The 18,271-nt window shown below is 67.0% G+C and carries 16 protein-coding genes; 6 read left to right on the top strand and 10 right to left on the bottom strand.

The window, feature by feature from the left end; translation table 11 throughout:
* Positions 1 to 3: 3 nt before the first annotated feature.
* Positions 4 to 2,127, bottom strand: a complete 2,124-nt coding sequence (locus HTY53_RS03715) for a hypothetical protein (protein WP_174105130.1) — start codon at positions 2,125 to 2,127, stop codon at positions 4 to 6.
* 97 nt (positions 2,128 to 2,224) lie between these two features.
* On the bottom strand, positions 2,225 to 3,490 hold the full coding sequence (locus HTY53_RS03720) for a hypothetical protein (protein WP_174105131.1): 1,266 nt from the start codon (positions 3,488 to 3,490) through the stop codon (positions 2,225 to 2,227).
* A 206-nt stretch (positions 3,491 to 3,696) separates the two neighbouring features.
* Here HTY53_RS03720 and HTY53_RS03725 point away from each other — a divergent pair, with 206 nt between their 5' ends.
* On the top strand, positions 3,697 to 4,092 hold the full coding sequence (locus HTY53_RS03725; RefSeq protein WP_174105132.1) for a hypothetical protein: 396 nt from the start codon (positions 3,697 to 3,699) through the stop codon (positions 4,090 to 4,092).
* A gap of 56 nt (positions 4,093 to 4,148) precedes the next feature.
* Here the strand turns inward: HTY53_RS03725 and HTY53_RS03730 are convergent, their stop codons facing one another.
* Positions 4,149 to 4,622: a DUF2269 family protein gene (locus HTY53_RS03730; RefSeq protein ID WP_174105133.1), complete on the bottom strand. Its 474-nt coding sequence runs from the start codon at positions 4,620 to 4,622 to the stop codon at positions 4,149 to 4,151.
* Positions 4,610 to 5,944, bottom strand: coding sequence for an SDR family oxidoreductase (locus HTY53_RS03735; RefSeq protein ID WP_368040898.1), 1,335 nt, complete (start codon positions 5,942 to 5,944; stop codon positions 4,610 to 4,612). Before HTY53_RS03735 ends, HTY53_RS03730 begins: the two co-directional genes overlap by 13 nt.
* 51 nt (positions 5,945 to 5,995) lie before the next feature.
* Between HTY53_RS03735 and HTY53_RS03740 the strand changes: the two genes are divergently transcribed.
* Positions 5,996 to 6,514 carry a hypothetical protein gene (locus tag HTY53_RS03740; protein ID WP_174105135.1) on the top strand — a complete coding sequence of 173 codons (519 nt, stop codon included), beginning with the start codon at positions 5,996 to 5,998 and terminating at the stop codon, positions 6,512 to 6,514.
* A gap of 199 nt (positions 6,515 to 6,713) precedes the next feature.
* Here the strand turns inward: HTY53_RS03740 and gdhA are convergent, their stop codons facing one another.
* A complete protein-coding gene (gene gdhA / locus HTY53_RS03745; RefSeq protein ID WP_174105136.1) occupies positions 6,714 to 8,057 on the bottom strand; it encodes an NADP-specific glutamate dehydrogenase in 1,344 nt (447 codons plus the stop codon).
* Between the two features lie 339 nt (positions 8,058 to 8,396).
* Between gdhA and HTY53_RS03750 the strand changes: the two genes are divergently transcribed.
* A complete protein-coding gene (locus tag HTY53_RS03750) occupies positions 8,397 to 9,158 on the top strand; it encodes an IclR family transcriptional regulator (protein ID WP_174105311.1) in 762 nt (253 codons plus the stop codon).
* A gap of 72 nt (positions 9,159 to 9,230) precedes the next feature.
* Here the strand turns inward: HTY53_RS03750 and HTY53_RS03755 are convergent, their stop codons facing one another.
* The 3 genes from HTY53_RS03755 to tauA all read right to left on the bottom strand — a co-directional run bounded on the left by HTY53_RS03755 (position 9,231) and on the right by tauA (position 12,037).
* On the bottom strand, positions 9,231 to 10,178 hold the full coding sequence (locus HTY53_RS03755) for an ABC transporter permease (protein ID WP_217435490.1): 948 nt from the start codon (positions 10,176 to 10,178) through the stop codon (positions 9,231 to 9,233).
* Between the two features lie 4 nt (positions 10,179 to 10,182).
* Positions 10,183 to 10,965 carry a taurine ABC transporter ATP-binding protein gene (locus tag HTY53_RS03760; RefSeq protein ID WP_174105137.1) on the bottom strand — a complete coding sequence of 261 codons (783 nt, stop codon included), beginning with the start codon at positions 10,963 to 10,965 and terminating at the stop codon, positions 10,183 to 10,185.
* 61 nt (positions 10,966 to 11,026) lie between these two features.
* Complete coding sequence (tauA, locus tag HTY53_RS03765; protein ID WP_174105138.1) at positions 11,027 to 12,037, bottom strand: taurine ABC transporter substrate-binding protein; 1,011 nt, start codon at positions 12,035 to 12,037, stop codon at positions 11,027 to 11,029.
* A 481-nt stretch (positions 12,038 to 12,518) separates the two neighbouring features.
* Between tauA and pta the strand changes: the two genes are divergently transcribed.
* The 3 genes from pta to HTY53_RS03780 all read left to right on the top strand — a co-directional run bounded on the left by pta (position 12,519) and on the right by HTY53_RS03780 (position 15,383).
* Positions 12,519 to 13,607, top strand: coding sequence for a phosphate acetyltransferase (gene pta, locus HTY53_RS03770; protein WP_174105139.1), 1,089 nt, complete (start codon positions 12,519 to 12,521; stop codon positions 13,605 to 13,607).
* Positions 13,604 to 14,377 carry a TSUP family transporter gene (locus HTY53_RS03775; RefSeq protein ID WP_174105140.1) on the top strand — a complete coding sequence of 258 codons (774 nt, stop codon included), beginning with the start codon at positions 13,604 to 13,606 and terminating at the stop codon, positions 14,375 to 14,377. The genes pta and HTY53_RS03775 overlap by 4 nt, the downstream gene beginning before the upstream one ends.
* A 154-nt stretch (positions 14,378 to 14,531) precedes the next feature.
* Positions 14,532 to 15,383 (top strand): HipA domain-containing protein, encoded by an 852-nt coding sequence (locus tag HTY53_RS03780; protein WP_254599792.1) that lies wholly within the window; start codon positions 14,532 to 14,534, stop codon positions 15,381 to 15,383.
* A gap of 19 nt (positions 15,384 to 15,402) precedes the next feature.
* Here HTY53_RS03780 and HTY53_RS03785 read toward each other — a convergent pair whose 3' ends face one another.
* Together HTY53_RS03785 and HTY53_RS03790 are read right to left on the bottom strand one after the other, a co-directional pair.
* Complete coding sequence (locus HTY53_RS03785) at positions 15,403 to 17,157, bottom strand: cobaltochelatase CobT-related protein (RefSeq protein WP_174105141.1); 1,755 nt, start codon at positions 17,155 to 17,157, stop codon at positions 15,403 to 15,405.
* A 50-nt stretch (positions 17,158 to 17,207) separates the two neighbouring features.
* Entirely contained in the window at positions 17,208 to 18,182 is a 975-nt protein-coding gene (locus tag HTY53_RS03790; RefSeq protein ID WP_438820924.1) for an AAA family ATPase, read from the bottom strand.
* Between the last annotated feature and the right edge of the window lie 89 nt (positions 18,183 to 18,271).

Here is an 18,271-nt window from a genome sequence, read left to right on the forward strand (position 1 = left end):
GCATCAGCGGCCGGGGCCCGCGGCGCGACAGCCCGGCATCGAAGTTTGCGGGTCCGAAGGCGTCGTCGGCGGAATTGCGAGCCGTGCCCGCTGAGATCCGCCCACTCCACGCTTCTTTCGACGCCATGCAGGCAGACTTCCCGCCAGACAAGAGAAGAACCCCGCGCGCCGCTCGTACTCCAGACGCATCGTCGTCTTGCCTTCGATGAAGTCCTGGAACAGCCGCCGCAGGCGTCCGAGCACCGCGTCGTCACTCCGCAGGCTCATACCCTCGAGCAGCGTCTTCAGCGCAGCCTCATCGGTGGCAGAGGCACAACACCGCATCCTTTCCATCATTGTCTTGCGGTCATCTTCATAGACTTCATCGAGCCGCACCGACAATTGCAGCTCCAATGCCCGCAGCAAGGCGCGATCCATTTCCAGCCCGATCAGGATTTCCCACAGCGCGCGTCTTGCGACGGGCCGCTCACCGTCGAACAGGGCGCGGAGCAAGACATCGATGGTCAGGTATTTGTTGTTCCGCATCTCTTCGACGGTGCCCTCGCGTTGTGCATCGACGATGTGCTGCGCTTGCGCAAGAGCCTGGGCGTCCCACGCCAATTGCGCGCGAGCCGCGCGCCTGTCCTTGTAGATCCGAATACAGGCCGTGACCAGCCAGACGGTGCCGACGAGCAACGCGACCGCACCGACGATGATGCCGACCGGGGCAATCACGCCGAATGCGGTCGTGGCCAGGATCGCGCCAATACCGATCGCGACGGAAACCGCACCGTATATCACGCGGACTTTGGCCCACCGGATCTTCTGCCGCTCCGCGGTTTCGATGACGTCAAACGCCTTGTCGCGGTGGTGCATCAGAATGTCGACCAACTCGTTGGCGCGCTGGATGTCCGCGCGTTTATCCGATTCCGCTTGTTGTGCGCGCTCCGCCGATTGCGGTCCCGGCACCTGCGCGGGGCGATTGGCAGCAGATGATGCCGCAACGCTGTGTCGGGCCTCGTGGAGCGAATCTGCGATGGCGGACACGCGCTGTCGCCGGCGCTCCGGTGTCCGCCACTCTGCTGCCCGGCCGCGAGCTGACTGAATATCGTCGAGTCGGCGCGCGGACTGATGCCATGCGAGCAAACCGGCGGCCATATGAAGGACTCCCATCGCCACGCTGAACGCCCCACCGGCGACGCCAACCGTGGCGAGATGGACTCCGGCGACGCCAGCCCTGCTGACAGCCGATGCCACGTTGCATCCGGTGCCGCCCAACTGAATCACGACGTCGCGTGCGGCAGCCATACCAAGCGTATGGACATTGTCATTGGCTTGAGCCAGCTCGTTCGCTGCCTGCTCATACAGGATGTAGTGCTCGATATCCGCGATCAGGCCCAGCGCCAGTTTCTCGAGCGCAATATTGGTGTCTCGCAGTTCGAACCTGGCGTCGAGGAGTTTCCTTGGCAAGGCGTTGGCATCCGTAGCATGCGCACTCTGCGGCAGTGGATGGCTAGCCTCGTCCACCTGCCAATTTCTCAAATGGGCTTCCAGCTCCCGCTTCCTGGCAAGCAGCCACGCTATCCGAGCCTCGCATTGGGCATCGCCTTGCAGGAACCGCGCATGACCCTGTGCATGCTCTCGTTTGCATTCATCCAGCTCGAACTTCTTTCGGCCGGCTTTCCATGTCAGGTGCAGCGTTCCCGCGGCTTCGAGTATGGTGAAGACGCCGCCTGCGACGCCCGCTTCGCTCGTGGCGGGGACAAGGGAAGTGATGGAAAGGGTATCGAACTTGTCGGCGACAAACGGACCCACCTGGAGTGCAGTTCGACCGCTCGTCGCCCCCGCCCACATCGCGTATGTCACTTCATTGAGCAGGTGCCATCCCCTCGCTTGTGGCAACCTGGCATGTGTCCAGAAATGAGGTGGCCATTGCTGGCTGCCTGCATTGCAAAACGGTCCCCGCTCTCGAACCGTCTGGTCCACGCTCGAAGCCGTGACCTGCATGGGCTGCATCAGTTTTTGCGATGGCCGCACCGCGATGTCGTCCGGTACGGCTTTCGGAGCGCGATTCGCGCAAAGCGCTCCCGAATCGAAGGCCTGTGTTGCATTCTCGCGAACGACAGAACCATACGCATCGATCGGCATGGTCTCCTCCAGTGAACTGCGGTTCTCCAGTGCCGGCGATGTCCGAGCCTTGGCGGCCGGCGCATGGGCCGACGAATCATCGCTTGCTGGCCGGAGGCTAGATGATGTGGGCAGGCAAACGATCGGCGCTCGGTACGACCTTGGCCGTGACGCCACGAAGCGCGCGCCGAGCCTCGTCGCCCGGCATGCCGTCGATTGGAGGTGGCGGCGGCAGATAGTCGAGTTCTTCGTCGCTGCAGGCTGTCATGTACGGATCCGACCCCGGCCCACTGGTCTTGCTCAGGCGGAAGAGCAGGCTGATCAGCAGATCCGTGGGTTCGCCGATCGTGAATGCGGCATGGAGATCGTTGCACAGGTGGCTCAGCCCTTGGCGCAAGGCGCGCAACGCTACATAGTCCTCGTCGCACGCATCGGCCGGCATTGCCTGGTAAATGGTTTGCCATCGTCGGACCGATCCTGGCAGATCGTCAGGGTCGATTCTTTGCGCCAGCTGTGCGAGAACGCGTGATCTGGCGAAACGGCTTTCGTCATTGCTCGGTACCAGCTGGAGAGCGGACTCGGTCAGCATGTCGAGCGATGCGGTGTCGGTATGCGGAATCCAGCGGGCAAAGGAGCGCATCAACTCCAGGGCCCACGATACCGAATGCTGCCGCGCTCGGGCGAGCGCGTCGACAACCAGAGACTGCCTGCCATCGGCCGTCATTGCGCGCAACATGGAGATGATCGCTTTAATGGCCCATTCGCGTATGGGCGGCCGCAGCATGGCCAGGGCGTCTGTAGTCGACAAGACCTGATCGGACCCGCGCATCCCTGCGATGCGCCGGGCAATGGCATCTTCTTCGCGGTATTGAGGCATCGCCGATATCGTGTTGAACGCCCGATGAAAGGACGTGCATGTGGCGGACAGCGGCGAACCATTGAACAGGAAATATCGGTCGCCGGCTGGAACGCGGGCCAGCACCTCGCACAGCAATTCAGGCGGGAGGTCCAGCAATGACAACGGTGGCGCGAACTTCGCTACGACCAGCGTGGAGTTGTCTCTTGCCATCAAGCATGTATCGCCATCGGGACGGCGCTTCTCCGCGCCGGTTCGCAATTCGGAACTGGCACACCGCTTCAGCGCTGCCGGCCGATGGCGTCGACTGAAAAAGGAAACCACCGCTCCCCATGCGCCGGTAATCCCATCGCGGGAAGGCCGTGGCGACAATGGTGTCGAGCGCGGATCGTGGCATTGAACGCGGGCGGAGCGTCCGCCAGCTTGCACGGCGATCGTTACTCGGTTAGCTCGATAAACGGCGCCCCCTTCTGGCGGCGGACGGGTGTCGACGACGACGGACGAAAGGACGGAAGGAGTGCCCGCCATGATGGCTCCTGACGAAGAGGTGGATCGAACCGCCACACCGTAGCGGTGTTGTGCACCGACCGCGATTGCCGGTACTGATCAGGAGTGTTTGCCGAAGTGTTGCCGAACCGTAAAAATTTGGTTACGACGCTTTAGATTGCAGGACGAGCGCCCCTTGGCGCGACTTGTGCTTTCCATGTCGATATCAGTCTGCAAGGAGAGAAATCATGTTGTTCCATCGACATGGTGTGCGCGTGGCATTGCTGGCGCTCGGCGCCGCCTGGGCGACCACGGCGGCAGCGCAGCCGGCCAATGTGCCGACCGAATCCGAACGCGGCAGCGGCAGTCAGATGTCGCGTCAGCCCAAACCCGTTACGCAACCGTCGACCCGGGAAGGCGAAGGGATTCGATCGAATCCTGGCGGGCTGGGCAAACTTGGCGATCCGCGCCCCAGTGCGCCGGGCGGCAAGGACGAACCGTCTCCGCGGACCCAGGCCTCCGGCGCCGCACCGTCGCCGCCGGTGGCGCCGTTGAAGGGACGCGAGCGCAAGGGCAGCGGCGGTGCCGCCATCGATCAGGCACGCGAGCCCAGTACCGACCCGCGCGAGAGCGGCGCGCGCTAAGGCTGCGGCCTAAGGCTGCCGATGCGAGCGGATGTCCGGCGGCCGTGCGCCGATGTTCACGGCAGCGTGGCCGGCTTGGCGATCATCAGATAGAAGATCGCCAGGAAGCTGAACAGCGCCGGCACACCCAGCGCGAACCACCAGCGGAAGTACCGCCAGTAGGCCGGCGGCAGCGGCGCCTGTGCGCCGGCGGCCGCCGCGGACACGGTGCGCATCCGCATCTGCAGCCAGACCACCGGCAGCCAGCACGCGATGGCGACCACATAGAGCAGGATCGACACGCGCAGCCACGCCAGCTCCCACGAAAAATTGGCGATGCGCATCAGCATGTAGCCAGTGACCGGCTGCAGGATCGCCGTGCTGGCGGTGAACAGCCAGTCCGCGATCACCACATGGCGCGAGGTCACCGCGACCGCGCGGCTGTCGCGCGTCAGCGTGGCAGCCAGAAGGTAGAACGCACTGCCCACGCCCGTGCCGAACAGCAGCGTGCTGCCGACCACGTGAATCCATTTGACGATCATGTAGTCCATCGCTTGCGCTCCAGCGTGCCCAGCAGCCACAGCACGGCCAGCATGGGCAGGTTCTTGGTCAGGGGACCATAGGGATGCAGCCAGAACTCGGGCAGCCGCACGCTGATGATCACGGTGTAGCCGAGAATCAGCGCGGCCTGCGCCGCCCAGATCCAGGGGAAGCGCCAGCGCGCGGGGGCGAAGCACATCACCCCGAACAGCAGGTCCAGGCCGGCCGCGCCGTACAGCGCAAGCGGCCGCAGCACCTCCGGTACGCCGGCGCGCGCCAGCAAGGCATAGCTGTCCTCGACCGGATAGAGGCCCAGCGAGACGATCCCCGTGATGATCCAGACCAGCGCGACGGCCGTGCGCAATACCGGCAACTGCCACCTGAGCACGGCCTGTGTGCGCGCGGCCTCCCGCCACCGCGCCGGCACGAACGCGTCGACGGCGCGCGGTGGCCGGCCCAGCAGCCGATGCAGCGGCGCGGAGTCGCCGGTATTGCCGCGCGCGAGCATCGCCAACGCGTCTTCGTTCAGCGGCAGCCCGGGCGCCAGGCGCGTCATCAGCGGCAAGCCGGCACGGACCAGCGCTTCGGGCACGGGCAGCACGCGCAGCGCGCCTGGCTGCCCCAGCGTGTGACGCAACTCGGCCAGGTAGTCGCGCAGCGTCAACGCTGCGGGTCCGACCACCGGGATACGGCCCTGCGGCCAGTCCGGGCGCATCGCCGGATGGCTTGCGGGGCCGCCTTCGGCCATGGTCGCGAGCCGCACGATCGCGGCCACCAGATCGTCCAGATGGACCGGCTGCACGCGCTGCCTGCCGCCGTCCGGCAACAGCAGCAGGGGCATCGTGGCCAGCGTGCCGAACATCCTCGCGCTGACCCCGCCGGGACCGTAGACCAGCGACGGCTGCAGGATCGCCGCGGGCAGGGCGAGACCGGCGAGGTAATCGTCGGCGGCCTTCTTGCTGAGGTGGTAGGGGGTGGTGGCTTGCGCGTCGGCGCCCAGGGCCGAGATCTGGATCACCGCACGCACGCCCGCTTGCGCACAGGCCGCGAACAGCGCGATCGGCGCGCGCCGATGCAGCAACTCGAAGGTCTGCGTGCCGCGCTCGGCGAAGATGCCGACCGCGTTGACGACCACGTCGACGCCGTCGAGCAGAGGCAGCCATGCCTGCGCTTCGGTCAGCGCGGCGAAATCGACGGCACGGAATTCGCATGAGCCGAGGTCGCGCGCGGCCTTCGCCGGATCGCGCACGCCGCAGAGAACCCGGCAGCCGGCCCGTGCCAGCGCCGCCGCAATCGCGGTGCCGATAAACCCGCTGGCGCCGGTCAGCAGCACCGTGGGACGCGCGGTGCCGCCGGTCGCCGCATCCCGTTCCGAGGAACCGACATGAGCGCCATCCAGGATTTCGTCGGCCGCAGCCTGGTCTCCGGCACCAGCGCCAGCGTCCTGTCCACCATCGCCCTGGCCTGCGGCGGCCATTTCGATTGCCGCAACACGCTGGCGCCGGTCAATGCAGTCAGCCACTGGGTCTGGGGCGATCGCGCGATTCATGCCAATGGACCGGCATGGCGCTATACCGCGGTGGGATACGTGATCCATCATGCGATGTCGGTATTCTGGGCCGCGTTCTACGAAGCCTGGGTGGGCCGCTCGCCGAAGCGCCAGCGGCCCGCGGCGGCGATACTGGCCGGCCTGGCAGTCGCGGCGGCGGCCTGCGTGGTCGATCTGCGCCTGACGCCAAAACGGCTGACGCCAGGATTCGAACGCCGGCTCTCGCCGTGGTCGCTGGCGCTGGTCTATGTCGCCTTCGGACTTGCGCTGCCGCTGGTGACGCTATGCCGGCCGCGCCAGCAGCAAGATGCAAGAGCCATTCCGGCGCAGGCGCCGTCGGCCGACGCCGACTGACAAAAAGAAAGCGGGCCCGAAGGCCCGCTGTGCGGTGCGGTATCGAAGGTGGCAGTGATGCGTTCTTACACGGAGTTGCAGAATTGCCACGCCGCAAGCGCCGTTGCGGCTACACGGGTAAGAAGCTACATCGCTCGCGTGTCCCCATTGACCATCCTGACCGCCCCGACCGTCCCGACCGTCCGGACGCTCGGCATCGTCAGATGACGCCCTGCGCCAGCATGGCGTCGGCTACCTTGACGAAGCCGGCGATATTGGCGCCCTCGACATAGTTGATGTAGCCGTCGTCCTTGCGTCCGTGGTGGATGCAGTTCTGGTGGATGTCCTTCATGATGAAGTGCAGCTTGGCGTCGACCTCGGCGTGATGCCACGACAGCCGCATCGCGTTCTGCGACATCTCCAGCCCCGAGGTCGCGACCCCGCCGGCATTGCTGGCCTTGCCCGGTGCATACAGGATGCGCGCGGCCAGGAAATGGTCCACCGCCTCCAGCGTCGAAGGCATGTTGGCGCCCTCGGCCACGCAGAACACGCCGTTGGCCAGCAACCGCTTCGCATCCTCGCCATCGAGCTCGTTCTGCGTCGCGCACGGCAGCGCGATATCGGCCGGCACATGCCACGGCGTGCGGCCCGCTTCGAATCGCAGCCCTTGCCGCTCGGCGAATTCCGACAGACGGCCGCGCTCTTCGTTCTTGAAGGCCATCAGCTCGGCCAACTGCGCGTCGTTCATGCCGTCGGGATAGTGCAGCACGCCGCCCGAATCCGACACGGTCAGCACCTTGGCGCCCAGTTCGATCGCCTTCTGCGCGGCGTATTGCGCGACGTTGCCGGAGCCCGAGATCAGCACGCGCTGGCCCTCGAAGTCCCGGCCGGTACGGTGCAGCATCTCCTGCGCGAAATAGACGGTGCCGTAGCCGGTCGCCTCGGGACGCATCAGGCTGCCGCCGAAGGCCAGTCCCTTGCCGGTGAAGACGCAGGCCGACTGGTTCGACAGCTTCTTCATCATGCCCGCCATGAAGCCCACCTCGCGTCCGCCCACGCCGATGTCGCCGGCCGGTACATCGGTGTCCGCGCCCAGATGGCGATACAGCTCCGTCATCAGCGCCTGGCAGAAGCGCATCACCTCGCCGTCCGACTTGCCCTTGGGATCGAAATCCGAACCGCCCTTGCCACCGCCCATCGGCAGCGTGGTCAGCGCGTTCTTGAAGGTCTGTTCGAAGCCGAGGAACTTGAGCACCGACAGATTGACGGTCGGATGGAAGCGCATGCCGCCCTTGTAGGGGCCGATGGCCGAGCTGTGCTGCACGCGGAAGGCGCGGTTGACCTGCACCTTGCCCTGGTCGTCGGTCCATGCCACGCGGAACTGGATCACGCGCTCGGGTTCGACCAGCCGTTCCAGCAGGGCCTGGTCGGCGTAGCGCGGATTGCGCTCGACGAACGGCCACAGGGTCATCATCACTTCCTTGACCGCCTGCTGGAACTCGGGCTGGTCAGGATCGCGCCGGGCCACGCCGGCAAGGAAGGCTTCGAGGGTCGGAAGGCTCACGGCTGTCTCTGTCGATTTTCTTGAGTCGGAGCGCGACTTTAGCACCGAAATGGTGAATTTCGACAGTCAAAAGTGTTATGACCCTGAGCGCAAAAATGCGGAACCAGGGGTTCCATAGGCGCCTCTGCCGGGCCTGCCGTTGGCCTGCCGTCGACCCGCGCCCGCCCCGTCGTGGCACCGGCAATCCATCCGGAAGTACAATCGCCCTGTCTCGTTTTCCGGAACGGAGGAATCGCTTTGAAAACCGTCACCACCGCTGCGAAGGCCTCTCCGCGGGCGCGCGGGGCCGCCAAGGCCGTCCCGGCCGTCGCGGCCAAGGCTGCCGCGCGGCCCGCGCCAGTGCCGCCTTCCCCACCGCCCAGCGAAGCGGCCAACGATCGCGGCGACACGCCGACGCTGCGGGCCTTCGCGCTGCTCGAATTCCTGGTCGCCGCCGACAGGCCGCTGACGCTGGCGGAGATCATGCAGGGTTTCGAGGCGCCGAAAGCCTCGCTGCACCGAATGCTCGGCGCACTGGAATCCGGCGGCCTGGTGATCCGCGAACCTGGGGCACGCAACGCCTATGCGGTCGGACCGCGGCTGGCCCGCCTCGGCGTGGCCATCGTCACCCATTCCGGTACCCGCCAGCTGCGCCACGCGATCCTGTCGCGGCTGGTCGAGGATATTCGCGAGACCGTCAACCTGACCATGCTGCACGAGAGCGCCGTGCTCTATCTGGACCGGATGGAAGCGCCCTGGCCGCTGCGGCTCGATCTGAAGCCGGGCTCGCATGTGCCGCTGCACTGCTCGGCCAGCGGCAAGCTGCTGCTGTCGCTGCTGCTGCGGCAACTGCCACTGGAACGCTTCACGCAGAACACCATCACCGATGTCGAACTGCTCGAGGCGGAGCTGGACCGCTGCGCCCACAAGCAGATCGGCGTCGACAACGAGGAGTTCGTGGCGGGTATCAGCTGCGTCGCGGTGCCGGTGCGCGACGAGCGCGGCCAGGTAGTCGCCGCGCTCGCCGTCCACGCGCCGACGGTTCGCTCGCCGCTATCGCGTTCGCTGGAATTCGTGCCGCGGCTGCAGCAGGCGGCCGCGGATCTGGCCTCGACGTTCTGAGGTTGGCGCGGTGGTGTGCCCTCTCCCGCCCGCGGGAGAGGGCAGCAGAGCACCGGGGTCCGGCCTCAGCCATCAAACCCTTCCCTTCCACGGCACCAGCCACTTCTCCACGCCACGCATCAGCAGATCGAAGCCATAGGCGATCAGGCCGATCAGCACGATGCCCATCACCACCACATCGGTACGCAGGAAGTTCGAGGCGTTGAGCACCATCTGACCGAGGCCCGCGGTGGCGGCCACCATTTCGGCCGCGACCAGCGTGGTCCAGCCGAAGCCGATCGCGATCCGCATGCCGGTCAGGATATCGGGCAACGCGGCGGGCAACACCACATGGCGGATCACCTGCCACGGCGTGGCGCCCATCGAATAGGCCGCATTGATCTGCTCGATCGTCACCGAACGCACGCCGGCGCGCGCGGACATCGCCATCGGCGCGAAGCAGGCAAGGAAGATCAACAGGATCTTCGAGGTCTCGTCGATGCCGAACCAGATCACGATCAGCGGCAGATACGCCAGCGGCGGCAGCGGCCGGTAGAACTCGATCGGCGGATCGAACACGCCGCGGGCGATGCGGGACACGCCCATCAGCACGCCGATCGGCACCGCGGTCAGCGCGGCCAGCGCGAAGGCGCCGAACACGCGCACCATGCTGGCCCAGAAATGGTCGAGCAGCGGCAGGCCGCCCTGCACGTTTCCATTCCACGCATCGACAAAGGCAGCGCCGATCGACTCCGGCGTCGGCAGGAACAGCGGCGGCAGCCAGCCCAAGTGGCTGGCCACCCACCACAGCACCAGCAGCGACACCACGGTCGCCGCGGAGATGCGCGAACTGGAGCCCTCGCCGGGCATCCGGTAGCCGGATACCGCGCGCACCTTGCGGGCGGGCGTAGCGGGACCGCCCGGGGCCGCTGACGCAGCCGGCGCGGCAACCGCGGGCGCCGAGGTCGACGCGATCTCGTTGGCAACGATGGCGCCCGGCGCGCGCGGCGCGCCCGACAGGCTCTGAACGGTGGCAGGCATCGGCTTATCCTTGTGGCGTGGCATGGATCAGGTCGACGATTTCTTCGCGATGGCGAATGAAATCGGGATCGGCTTTGACGGCGCGCGCATCGCCGCATTCGATATAGCGGCGCGCATAGGGAAGCTCGTAGGTATGGGCAATGCGGCCCGGCGAAGGCGTCATCACGATCAGCCGCGTGGCAAGAAACAGCGCCTCCTCGACGCTGTGGGTGATGAAGAAAACGATCTTCTGCTCGCGCGCCCACAACTGCAGGATCAGCGCCTGGATCGATTCGCGCGTCAGCGCGTCGAGCGCGCCCAGCGGTTCGTCCATCAGCATCACCGCCGGATCGTTGGCCAGCGCGCGCGCAATGCCGACGCGCTGCTGCATGCCGCCCGACAGCTGATAAACCGGCTTGTCGGCGACGTGCTCCAGCCCCACCAGCGCCAGCTTCTCGCGCGCGATGGCGAGCCGCTCGGCGCGGCCGACGCCGCGCATGCGCAAACCGAGCGCGACGTTGTCGGCGACGTTGAGCCATGGCATCAACGCATGCTTCTGGAACACCACGCCGCGCTCGGCGCCGGGGCCGTTGACGGCGCGGCCGTCGAGCCGGATCTCGCCTTCGGAAGGCTGCATGAAGCCGGCGATGCAGGACAGCAGCGTGGTCTTGCCGCAGCCGGAGGCCCCAAGCGCGACGACGAAGTCGCCACGCTCCATGGTCAGATTGACCTGGGACAGCGCGAGCGTCTGCGCCCCGCCGGCGCCGCCATAGTTGACGCTGAGGTTGTCGATTTCGAGTTTGGCCATCTCGGTTCCCTATTCCTGTGGGCTGGTTGGCGAATCACTGGCTGGTCGGACGAATGGCGGCTCACTGCATCGCCCGCTTGACCCACTCGGCGTTGACGCCGGTCGAGTAGTCCGGCAGCACGGTCTGGATCGTGCCCTGCTCCTTCAGGAACTGTGCCGCCGATTGCAGCGCCTTGGCGGCGCCGCCACCGAGCCAGCGCGCGGAGGCCTGTTCTTCCAGCGTGGGAAAGGCGTACAGCGACATGCTGCCCGGCACGTCCTCCGGCTTGGCGCCCGACACCTTGGCAACGGCCTTCACCATCGGCGACTCCGCGGTCCACGCGGCCTTGTTCTTGCGATAGTTGTCGTCGGCGGCCGCCAGGATCCTGACGAACTTGACCATGAAGTCCGGGTTTTCGCGCGCGAACTTCTTGCTGACGATCATGCCGTCGAAGGTTGCCTTGCCGGTGGATTGGGCGATCTGTCCCGAGGTCAGCAGCACCTTGCCGGTCGGCTTGATCCGCGCGAGCACCGGGTCCCAGATGAAGGTGGCATCGATGTCGCCGCGCTGCCAGGCGGCGGCGACTTCCGGCGGCCGCATGTTCATGATGCGGACCTGCTTCGGATCGACCTTGGCCTGCTCCAGCGCAACCAGCGTGTGATAGTGCGTCGTCGAGACGAACGGCACGCCGATGCGCTTGCCCTTCAGATCGCCGACGCTCTCGATGCGGGTGCCGTTGCGCACGACCATCGCCTCGGCGGCGTTGATGTCATCGAGGATCCAGAACAGTTCGACATCCAGCCCCTGCGACAGCGCCGAAGCAATGGGCGAGGTGCCGGCCTCGCCGATGGCGATCTTTCCCGACGCCATCGCGCGGATCACGTCGCCGCCGCCGGAGAACTGACGGAACGACACCTTGTAGCCGGTCTGCTTCTCGATCTCCTTGGCGTCCTGCACATGGCGCCATGGCACCACCATGTCCTGGTAGGCGATCACCACTTCCTTCGCCTGTGCCAGCGCGCCCGTCTGCACGGCGGCGGCCAGCACTGCGCCCGTTGCTAGCTGCTTGCTCCAACGCTCGATCCAACGCATGGTCGTATTCCTCAAGAAAGACAGGTTGCGTGCCGCGATAGCGGGCGGCACGGAAGAATCCAGGCACCGGCGAGGTGCCTACTCGAGGAGGGGAAGACAGGAAGCAGGTCGCATGCCAATGTCTCCTTGCAGCGGACGGCTGTCGCGTCCTTCTATCGTCCGTCGCCACCTGCTGGTGGCAATCGGCGGCCAACGCCTTGCGCGTTGGGTAGCGCTATCGTAGGCAGCGCTCGGCGCCGGCCATAGTGCCACTGGGCGGCAATCGTGGGTCCAAGCCTGCAGGCAGCGGCGAACGAAGCCGATTGGACCCTTCGGAGGTTCGTTTCCGTGCCGGCCTCGCACCATGACGGCCCGCCTTGTCTCGTTTTAGTGCACGCTCCGTACCGTTTAACGAGATTTCTATTGACCGTTGATGGCGGCCGCCCTATCCTTCGGTCAAATCCCTGTTTTCGGTACGTTTCATCCCATTTTCCACACCACCATGAAAGCGATCCACCGCATCATCGAGCGCGCCCGCTCGTCCCCCCGGCGCATCGTGCTGTGCGAGGCGGAGGATCCGCGCGTGCTGCAGGCCGCGCAGCGCGCCACGCAGGAAGGCATCGCCCGCATCGTCCTGATCGGCGATGCCGGATGCATCGCCAAAGCTGCGGAGCGGCACGGCATCGCGCTGCACGGCATGGAAGTGGTCGACCCCGCCAGCTCTCGGCTGCGCGACGGCTATGCGCAGCAATGGCTGGCGCTGCGTCAGCCCAAGGGCATGACGCCCGAGCAGGCGCAGCGCGACGTGCTCGCGCCGCTGTGCTTTGCCAATCTGATGGTGCGCGCCGGCGATGCCGACGGCTCGGTGGCCGGCGCGGTCCATACCACCGCCGACGTGGTGCGCCACGCGATCCAGATCATCGGCATCGCGCCGTCCTTCCGGCTGGTGTCGAGCTTCTTCCTGATGATGTTCTGCGAGCCGTTCCACTCGCTCAAGGGCGGGCTGATCTTCTCCGACTGCGGCCTGGTGATCGACCCGGACGCCGAGGCGCTGTCCGAGATCGCGATGGCCGCCGCCGACAGCGCGCGGAGCCTGCTGATGGAGACGCCGCGCGTGGCGATGCTGTCGTTCTCCACCAATGGCAGCGCGCACCATGCCGCCGTCGACAAGGTCGCCGCGGCGACGCAACGCGTGCGCGCGCTGCGGCCGGAACTGGCCATCGACGGGGACGTGCAGCTCGACGCCGCCATCGTTGCCGAAATCGCGGAGCGCAAGCTGCCGGCGTCGCAGGTCCACGGACATGCCAACGTGCTGGTATTCCCGAGCCTGGAGGCCGGCAATATCGGCTACAAGCTGGCCGAGCGCCTCGGCGGCGCGGTGGCGATCGGGCCGATGCTGCAAGGTCTGCGGCGCCCCGCCAACGATCTGTCGCGCGGCTGCAGCGCGGACGACATCTTCCATGTGATCGCAGTGACCGTGGTGCAGGCGCAGGCCGCGGACATCGAAGCGGGCGATGCCGACGCACAGATGACGCTGCCGATCGAGCTGCCTGCCGCCACGACCCCGTCGGGAGCTGCGCAGTCCCGATGAATCCAGAAACCTTGCTGCCGGTACTGGCCCTGCTGGGCCTCGGCAGCTACTTCCAGACCGTGACCGGGTTCGGCATGGGTCTGATCGTGATGGGCGCGGCCAGCGGCCTGCATCTGGCCCCGGTCGCCACGCTGGCCGCGCTGGTCAGCCTGCTGACGCTCGCCAACGGCGCGCTGGCGTTGCCCGGCAAGCTGCACCATATCGACTGGCGCGCGGTCCGCGCCGCCACCCTCGGCATCCTGCCGTCGGTGGTGGCCGGGGTCGTGCTGCTGCACTACCTGAGCGGCACCGCCGCCGGCGTGCTGCAACTGATGCTTGGCGCCGTAGTGCTGTACGGCGGCATCGGCGCGGCCCTGCGCCCCGCCGCGTTGCCCAGCCGCTCCGGCGATGGCAGCTTCTTCGTCAGCGGCGTCTGCGGCGGACTGCTCGGCGGCCTGTTCGGGGTCTCAGGGCCCCCGCTGATCTTCCAGTTCTATCGTCAGCCGCTGAACATGGTGCAGATCCGCTGCGCGCTGATCCTGGTCTTCACGGCGACTTCCGCCGTGCGAACCGCCTACAGCGCCTGGCAAGGCGAACTGGCCAGCGACGTGTGGCTGCAGGCCGCGCTGGCCTTCCCGGTGGTCGCGCTGAGCACGATCGCGGCACGGCGCTTCCCGCCGCCGCTGTCGGCCGAGGCGACGCGGCGGGTGGCGTTCGGGGTGCTGGTGGTGCTGGGCGCGTATCTGATGGCGGGGCCGCTGTGGCAGTGGTTCGCGGCACCTTCGGCATAACGCGCACGCATAACGTAGCCGATCGTATCTGTTATCGCCGTTTCGCGGTCGAAAACCCGCTAACGTAGTCGATCGCACCTGTTATTCCCATTTTTTGAGAGGAGACGCCATAAGGTGGTCGATCGTATACGTCGATGCGAACGCCCCCAAGCACATGTCGGTAGCGGGCGCGCAGCACAAGCTCGCCGCCATTCTGGAGGATGGGCCGGGACACTGGTCCATCTGGGAGCCGGCAGGCGCGGAACCGTCCACGCATCTCCTGAAGCCGGATTCGCGGTCCGAGACGTGGCGCCACACCGCCATCAACGAGTTCTATTGCATGCGGCTCGCCGCACGTGCAGGTCTGCCAGTTCCTGCGACTTCCTTTTTTCGTGTGCCGGCGCCCGTTTTTGCAGTGTCACGATTCGACCGCCGCAGCAGCGACGGCCGGATTTGGCGACGTCATGTCATTGATGGCATGCAAATACGGGGAAAGAGCCGCGTCCTCAAGTACGCGCAAAGCTCGACGCAGACCCTGAAACAACTGATCGCGCTGACCTTGCAACGCACCGCGTCGCCGCTGGCGCTATTTCGGTGGATCGCGTTCAATGTGCTGATCGGCAATGGCGACGCGCACATGAAGAATCTGTCCTTCTTCTGCGAGCCCAGGGGCTATACGCTGGCGCCCTTCTACGACCTGGTCAGCACCGTGGTCTATGACACCGTCGCCTACCGCAACAACGACCCGTTCTGGCCGGACTCCGAACTGACCATGCCCATCGGCAGCGCTCGTCATTTCCGTGACATACGCCGTGAGGACGTGATTCAGGCGGGCATGGAACTGGGCCTGGCGGCAAGCGCAGCGGCGGCCGAACTGGACGCGCTGCTGGCAACGCTGCAGCGTGCCAAGCGGGAGGTGTACGAGCAAGTCGTGGCGGAGGCCCAGCCCGATGCAGGCGAAAGCCGGATCTTGAACTCCATCCTCGCCATGCCGCTCGCCGAGATGTCGAGGCAACTGCAACGCTAGCCGGCACCACGTTGCGACGCTAGACTTGCGCCGCACATCCCCCGCTGCCCACCCACCGCGCAATCGCATCGATTGCCGCCGTGTCCAGCGGCCGGCTGGTATCCAGCGGGAAGTGAAGCCGGTAGTAAGGGCTCAGGTCCAGATCGACGCCGAGCCCCATCAGTTCGATCCGCCCCTGCGCCTCGTGGCGTGCTGCCACGTCCTTCAGATGGTCGTCCAGCAGCCGCTCGCCGTTGGCCTGCGCGGTGGCGCGGTCCATCGGGCTGCCGTCGGATATCACCACCAGCAGGCGGCGCGACTGCGGGCGTGACAGCAGACGCGTGCAGGCCCAGTCGACCGCTTCGCCGTCGATCCCTTCGCGGAACAGGTCGGCCTTGAACAGCGCGGCGATGCCGGTTCGTGCGCGGCGCCAGCTGGTGTCGGCATCCTTGAACACCAGATGGCAGACCTCGTTGAGGCGGCCCGGCGATGGCGGCCGGCCCGCCGCCTGCCAGTCGCGCACCACGCGGCCGCCGTTCCAGGCGCCGGTGGTGAAGCCCAGCACTTCGGTGGCGAGGCCCGCGGCATCGGCGGCGCGTGTCATCACATCGACCAGCACGGCGATCTGGTCGATATGCGCCTTCATCGAGCCAGAGCAATCGATCAGGAAGCCCAGTACCGCATCCGTACGCGGCTGCAAGCGCGGCTGGCAGAAGATGCGTGGCTGGCCGCCGGCACAGGCCAATTGGGCAAGCCGGCTGCGATCGAGCCGGCCCTCCTCCTCGCCCGACGACCAGCCGTCGGCCGTCGGAATCGCGAAGGCCGACGACAGCGTGCGCGCGATGCGGACCGCATTGATGCCGCCGTCGACGATGCGCCGGTCCAGGCGTTCGCGCCATGCTTGCAGCGAAGCCTGCCGCGCCAGCGTGGCCGCGCGCAGTTCGCGGTCGTAGCGGGTGGTGAAGGCGGCGTAGCCCGGTGCGAGCGCACCGTCCGCGCCGGCACGCGAGCCGCCCCGACCGGCGCCGGCTCCCGGCTGCAACGGGGCGTCCTCCTCGAAATCGAGCAACAGCGAAAAGCCGTCGCGCACGGACTCGGGAGCTTCGCGTCCATCCTCGTCGGACAGGCCGGCTCGCCGTGCATCGTCGCGCAGCATCCCGGCCACCATCTCGGCCGCGGCCAGCGCATGCTCGGCAAAGGCACGCTGGTCGGCGCGCGTGCGGCGCATGCCGGCGAGCGCGGTGCCCAGCGCCGGCACGATGGCGGCGCGCGTGGCCTCGATCAGATCCTCGGTCTCCTCGACCACCGGCCGGCCCGACAGGCGCGACCAGACCACCTGCGCCACCGTGTAGATCAGGATGCCGAATCGCCCTTCGGTCAGCCCCGAGCGATGGAAGGCCAGCGACCATTGCGCGAAGCGCCGGTGCAGGTTGGCGGCGACGCCCGGCATGCCGGCGGGCAGATGGGTTTCGCAGCGCAGTTGCTCGAACAGTTCGAACAGCAGCCGTGCCACCGGGTCGGCCGGCCGCAGCGCGCGGTGCAAGGCCGCGTCGCCATGCCGCAGGCGCAGCGCGGCGCCATCTACCGCGCCGCGCAGGTCGGCGAAGGTGTCGCGAGCCGCATCGGCGAGCAGGTGCGGCGCGTGCAGCGGAAGCGGCCGCTGACCGCGCCATAGCTTGCCGGCGCGGTAATGCAACGAGGCGTCCCCTGCCAGCGCGCGCAGGGCCGCCGCGCACAACGCCTCGCGCCGGCGCTGCGTCGCAGCCGGCAGCACAGGCTTCGCCTGCTCCGTCATCGCGGCGTCCGTGGCGGCCGACGCATCCGGTATCGCCGACACCGACATCGTCAGGCCTCCGCGTCGCCGCAGGGCTCCAGCTCGGCGCCGAAGCCCCGCTGGAAATACTCGGCCACGATCGCTCGCTCGCCGGGCTCGCACTTGTTCAGAAAGCTGAGCCGGAACGCCAGCGCCGGATCACGGAAGATCTGGCAGTTCTCGGCCCAGGCGATCACCGTGCGCGGCGACATCAGCGTCGACACGTCGCCCGCGGCAAACCCCTCCCGCGTCAGCTGCGCGACGGCGACCATCGCGCCGACCAGTTCGCGTCCGGCCGCATCGGCCAGTTCCGGCACGCGCGCGAGCACGATGTCGATTTCGGCCTCGTGCGGCAGATAGTCGAGCGTCGCCACCACGTTCCAGCGATCGATCTGCGCGTGATTGAGCAGATGGGTGCCGTGATACATGCCGGTCAGATTGCCGAGCCCGACCGTATTGGCGGTCGCGAACAGCCGGAAATACGGGTGCGGCCGGATCACGCGGTTCTGGTCCAGCAGCGTGAAGCGGCCATCGCGCTCGAGCACGCGCTGGATCACGAACATCACGTCGGGACGGCCCGCATCGTATTCGTCGAACACCAGCGCGATCGGCCGCTGCAGCGCCCAGGGCACGATGCCCTCCTGGAATTCGGTGACCTGCTGGCCGTCCCGCAGCACCACGGCGTCGCGCCCGACCAGATCCATGCGCCCGATATGCCCATCGAGGTTGACGCGTACGCACGGCCAGTTCAGCCGCGCGGCCACCTGTTCGATATGGGTCGACTTGCCGGTGCCATGCATGCCCTGCACCAGCACGCGGCGGTTGCTGACGAAGCCGGACAGGATCGCGAGCGTGACCTCCGGCTCGAAGCGGTAGCCCGGATCGATCTCCGGCACGTGGTCGTCGCGCACGCCGAAGGCCGGCACCCGCATCGCGCTGTCGATGCCGAACACGTCACGCACCGACACCATGCGGTCCGGTTCCACGCTGGCAAGGTCGATCGCCACTTTGGTTCTCCTGGATGAGGCGGGACGGATTTCCCGGCTCCCGCAAACGCGCAGGCGCACGCCTGCCTCGCGGGGCTTCTGAACCGGAT

The sequence above is a fragment of the Cupriavidus gilardii genome (assembly GCF_013314895.1).
Classification (GTDB): domain Bacteria; phylum Pseudomonadota; class Gammaproteobacteria; order Burkholderiales; family Burkholderiaceae; genus Cupriavidus; species Cupriavidus gilardii_C.

What these genes read in the sequence shown, in the direction of transcription:
- tauA (WP_174105138.1), bottom strand. Translation starts at nt 12,037, where the DNA reads ATGCGTTGGATCGAGCGTTGGAGCAAGCAGCTAGCAACGGGCGCAGTG.
- HTY53_RS03715 (WP_174105130.1), bottom strand. Translation starts at nt 2,127, where the DNA reads ATGCCGATCGATGCGTATGGTTCTGTCGTTCGCGAGAATGCAACACAG.
- HTY53_RS03730 (WP_174105133.1), bottom strand. Translation starts at nt 4,622, where the DNA reads ATGGACTACATGATCGTCAAATGGATTCACGTGGTCGGCAGCACGCTG.
- HTY53_RS03720 (WP_174105131.1), bottom strand. Translation starts at nt 3,490, where the DNA reads ATGGCGGGCACTCCTTCCGTCCTTTCGTCCGTCGTCGTCGACACCCGT.
- HTY53_RS03780 (WP_254599792.1), top strand. Translation starts at nt 14,532, where the DNA reads ATGTCGGTAGCGGGCGCGCAGCACAAGCTCGCCGCCATTCTGGAGGAT.
- HTY53_RS03785 (WP_174105141.1), bottom strand. Translation starts at nt 17,157, where the DNA reads ATGACGGAGCAGGCGAAGCCTGTGCTGCCGGCTGCGACGCAGCGCCGG.
- pta (WP_174105139.1), top strand. Translation starts at nt 12,519, where the DNA reads ATGAAAGCGATCCACCGCATCATCGAGCGCGCCCGCTCGTCCCCCCGG.
- HTY53_RS03740 (WP_174105135.1), top strand. Translation starts at nt 5,996, where the DNA reads ATGAGCGCCATCCAGGATTTCGTCGGCCGCAGCCTGGTCTCCGGCACC.
- HTY53_RS03760 (WP_174105137.1), bottom strand. Translation starts at nt 10,965, where the DNA reads ATGGCCAAACTCGAAATCGACAACCTCAGCGTCAACTATGGCGGCGCC.
- HTY53_RS03725 (WP_174105132.1), top strand. Translation starts at nt 3,697, where the DNA reads ATGTTGTTCCATCGACATGGTGTGCGCGTGGCATTGCTGGCGCTCGGC.
- HTY53_RS03775 (WP_174105140.1), top strand. Translation starts at nt 13,604, where the DNA reads ATGAATCCAGAAACCTTGCTGCCGGTACTGGCCCTGCTGGGCCTCGGC.
- HTY53_RS03755 (WP_217435490.1), bottom strand. Translation starts at nt 10,178, where the DNA reads ATGCCTGCCACCGTTCAGAGCCTGTCGGGCGCGCCGCGCGCGCCGGGC.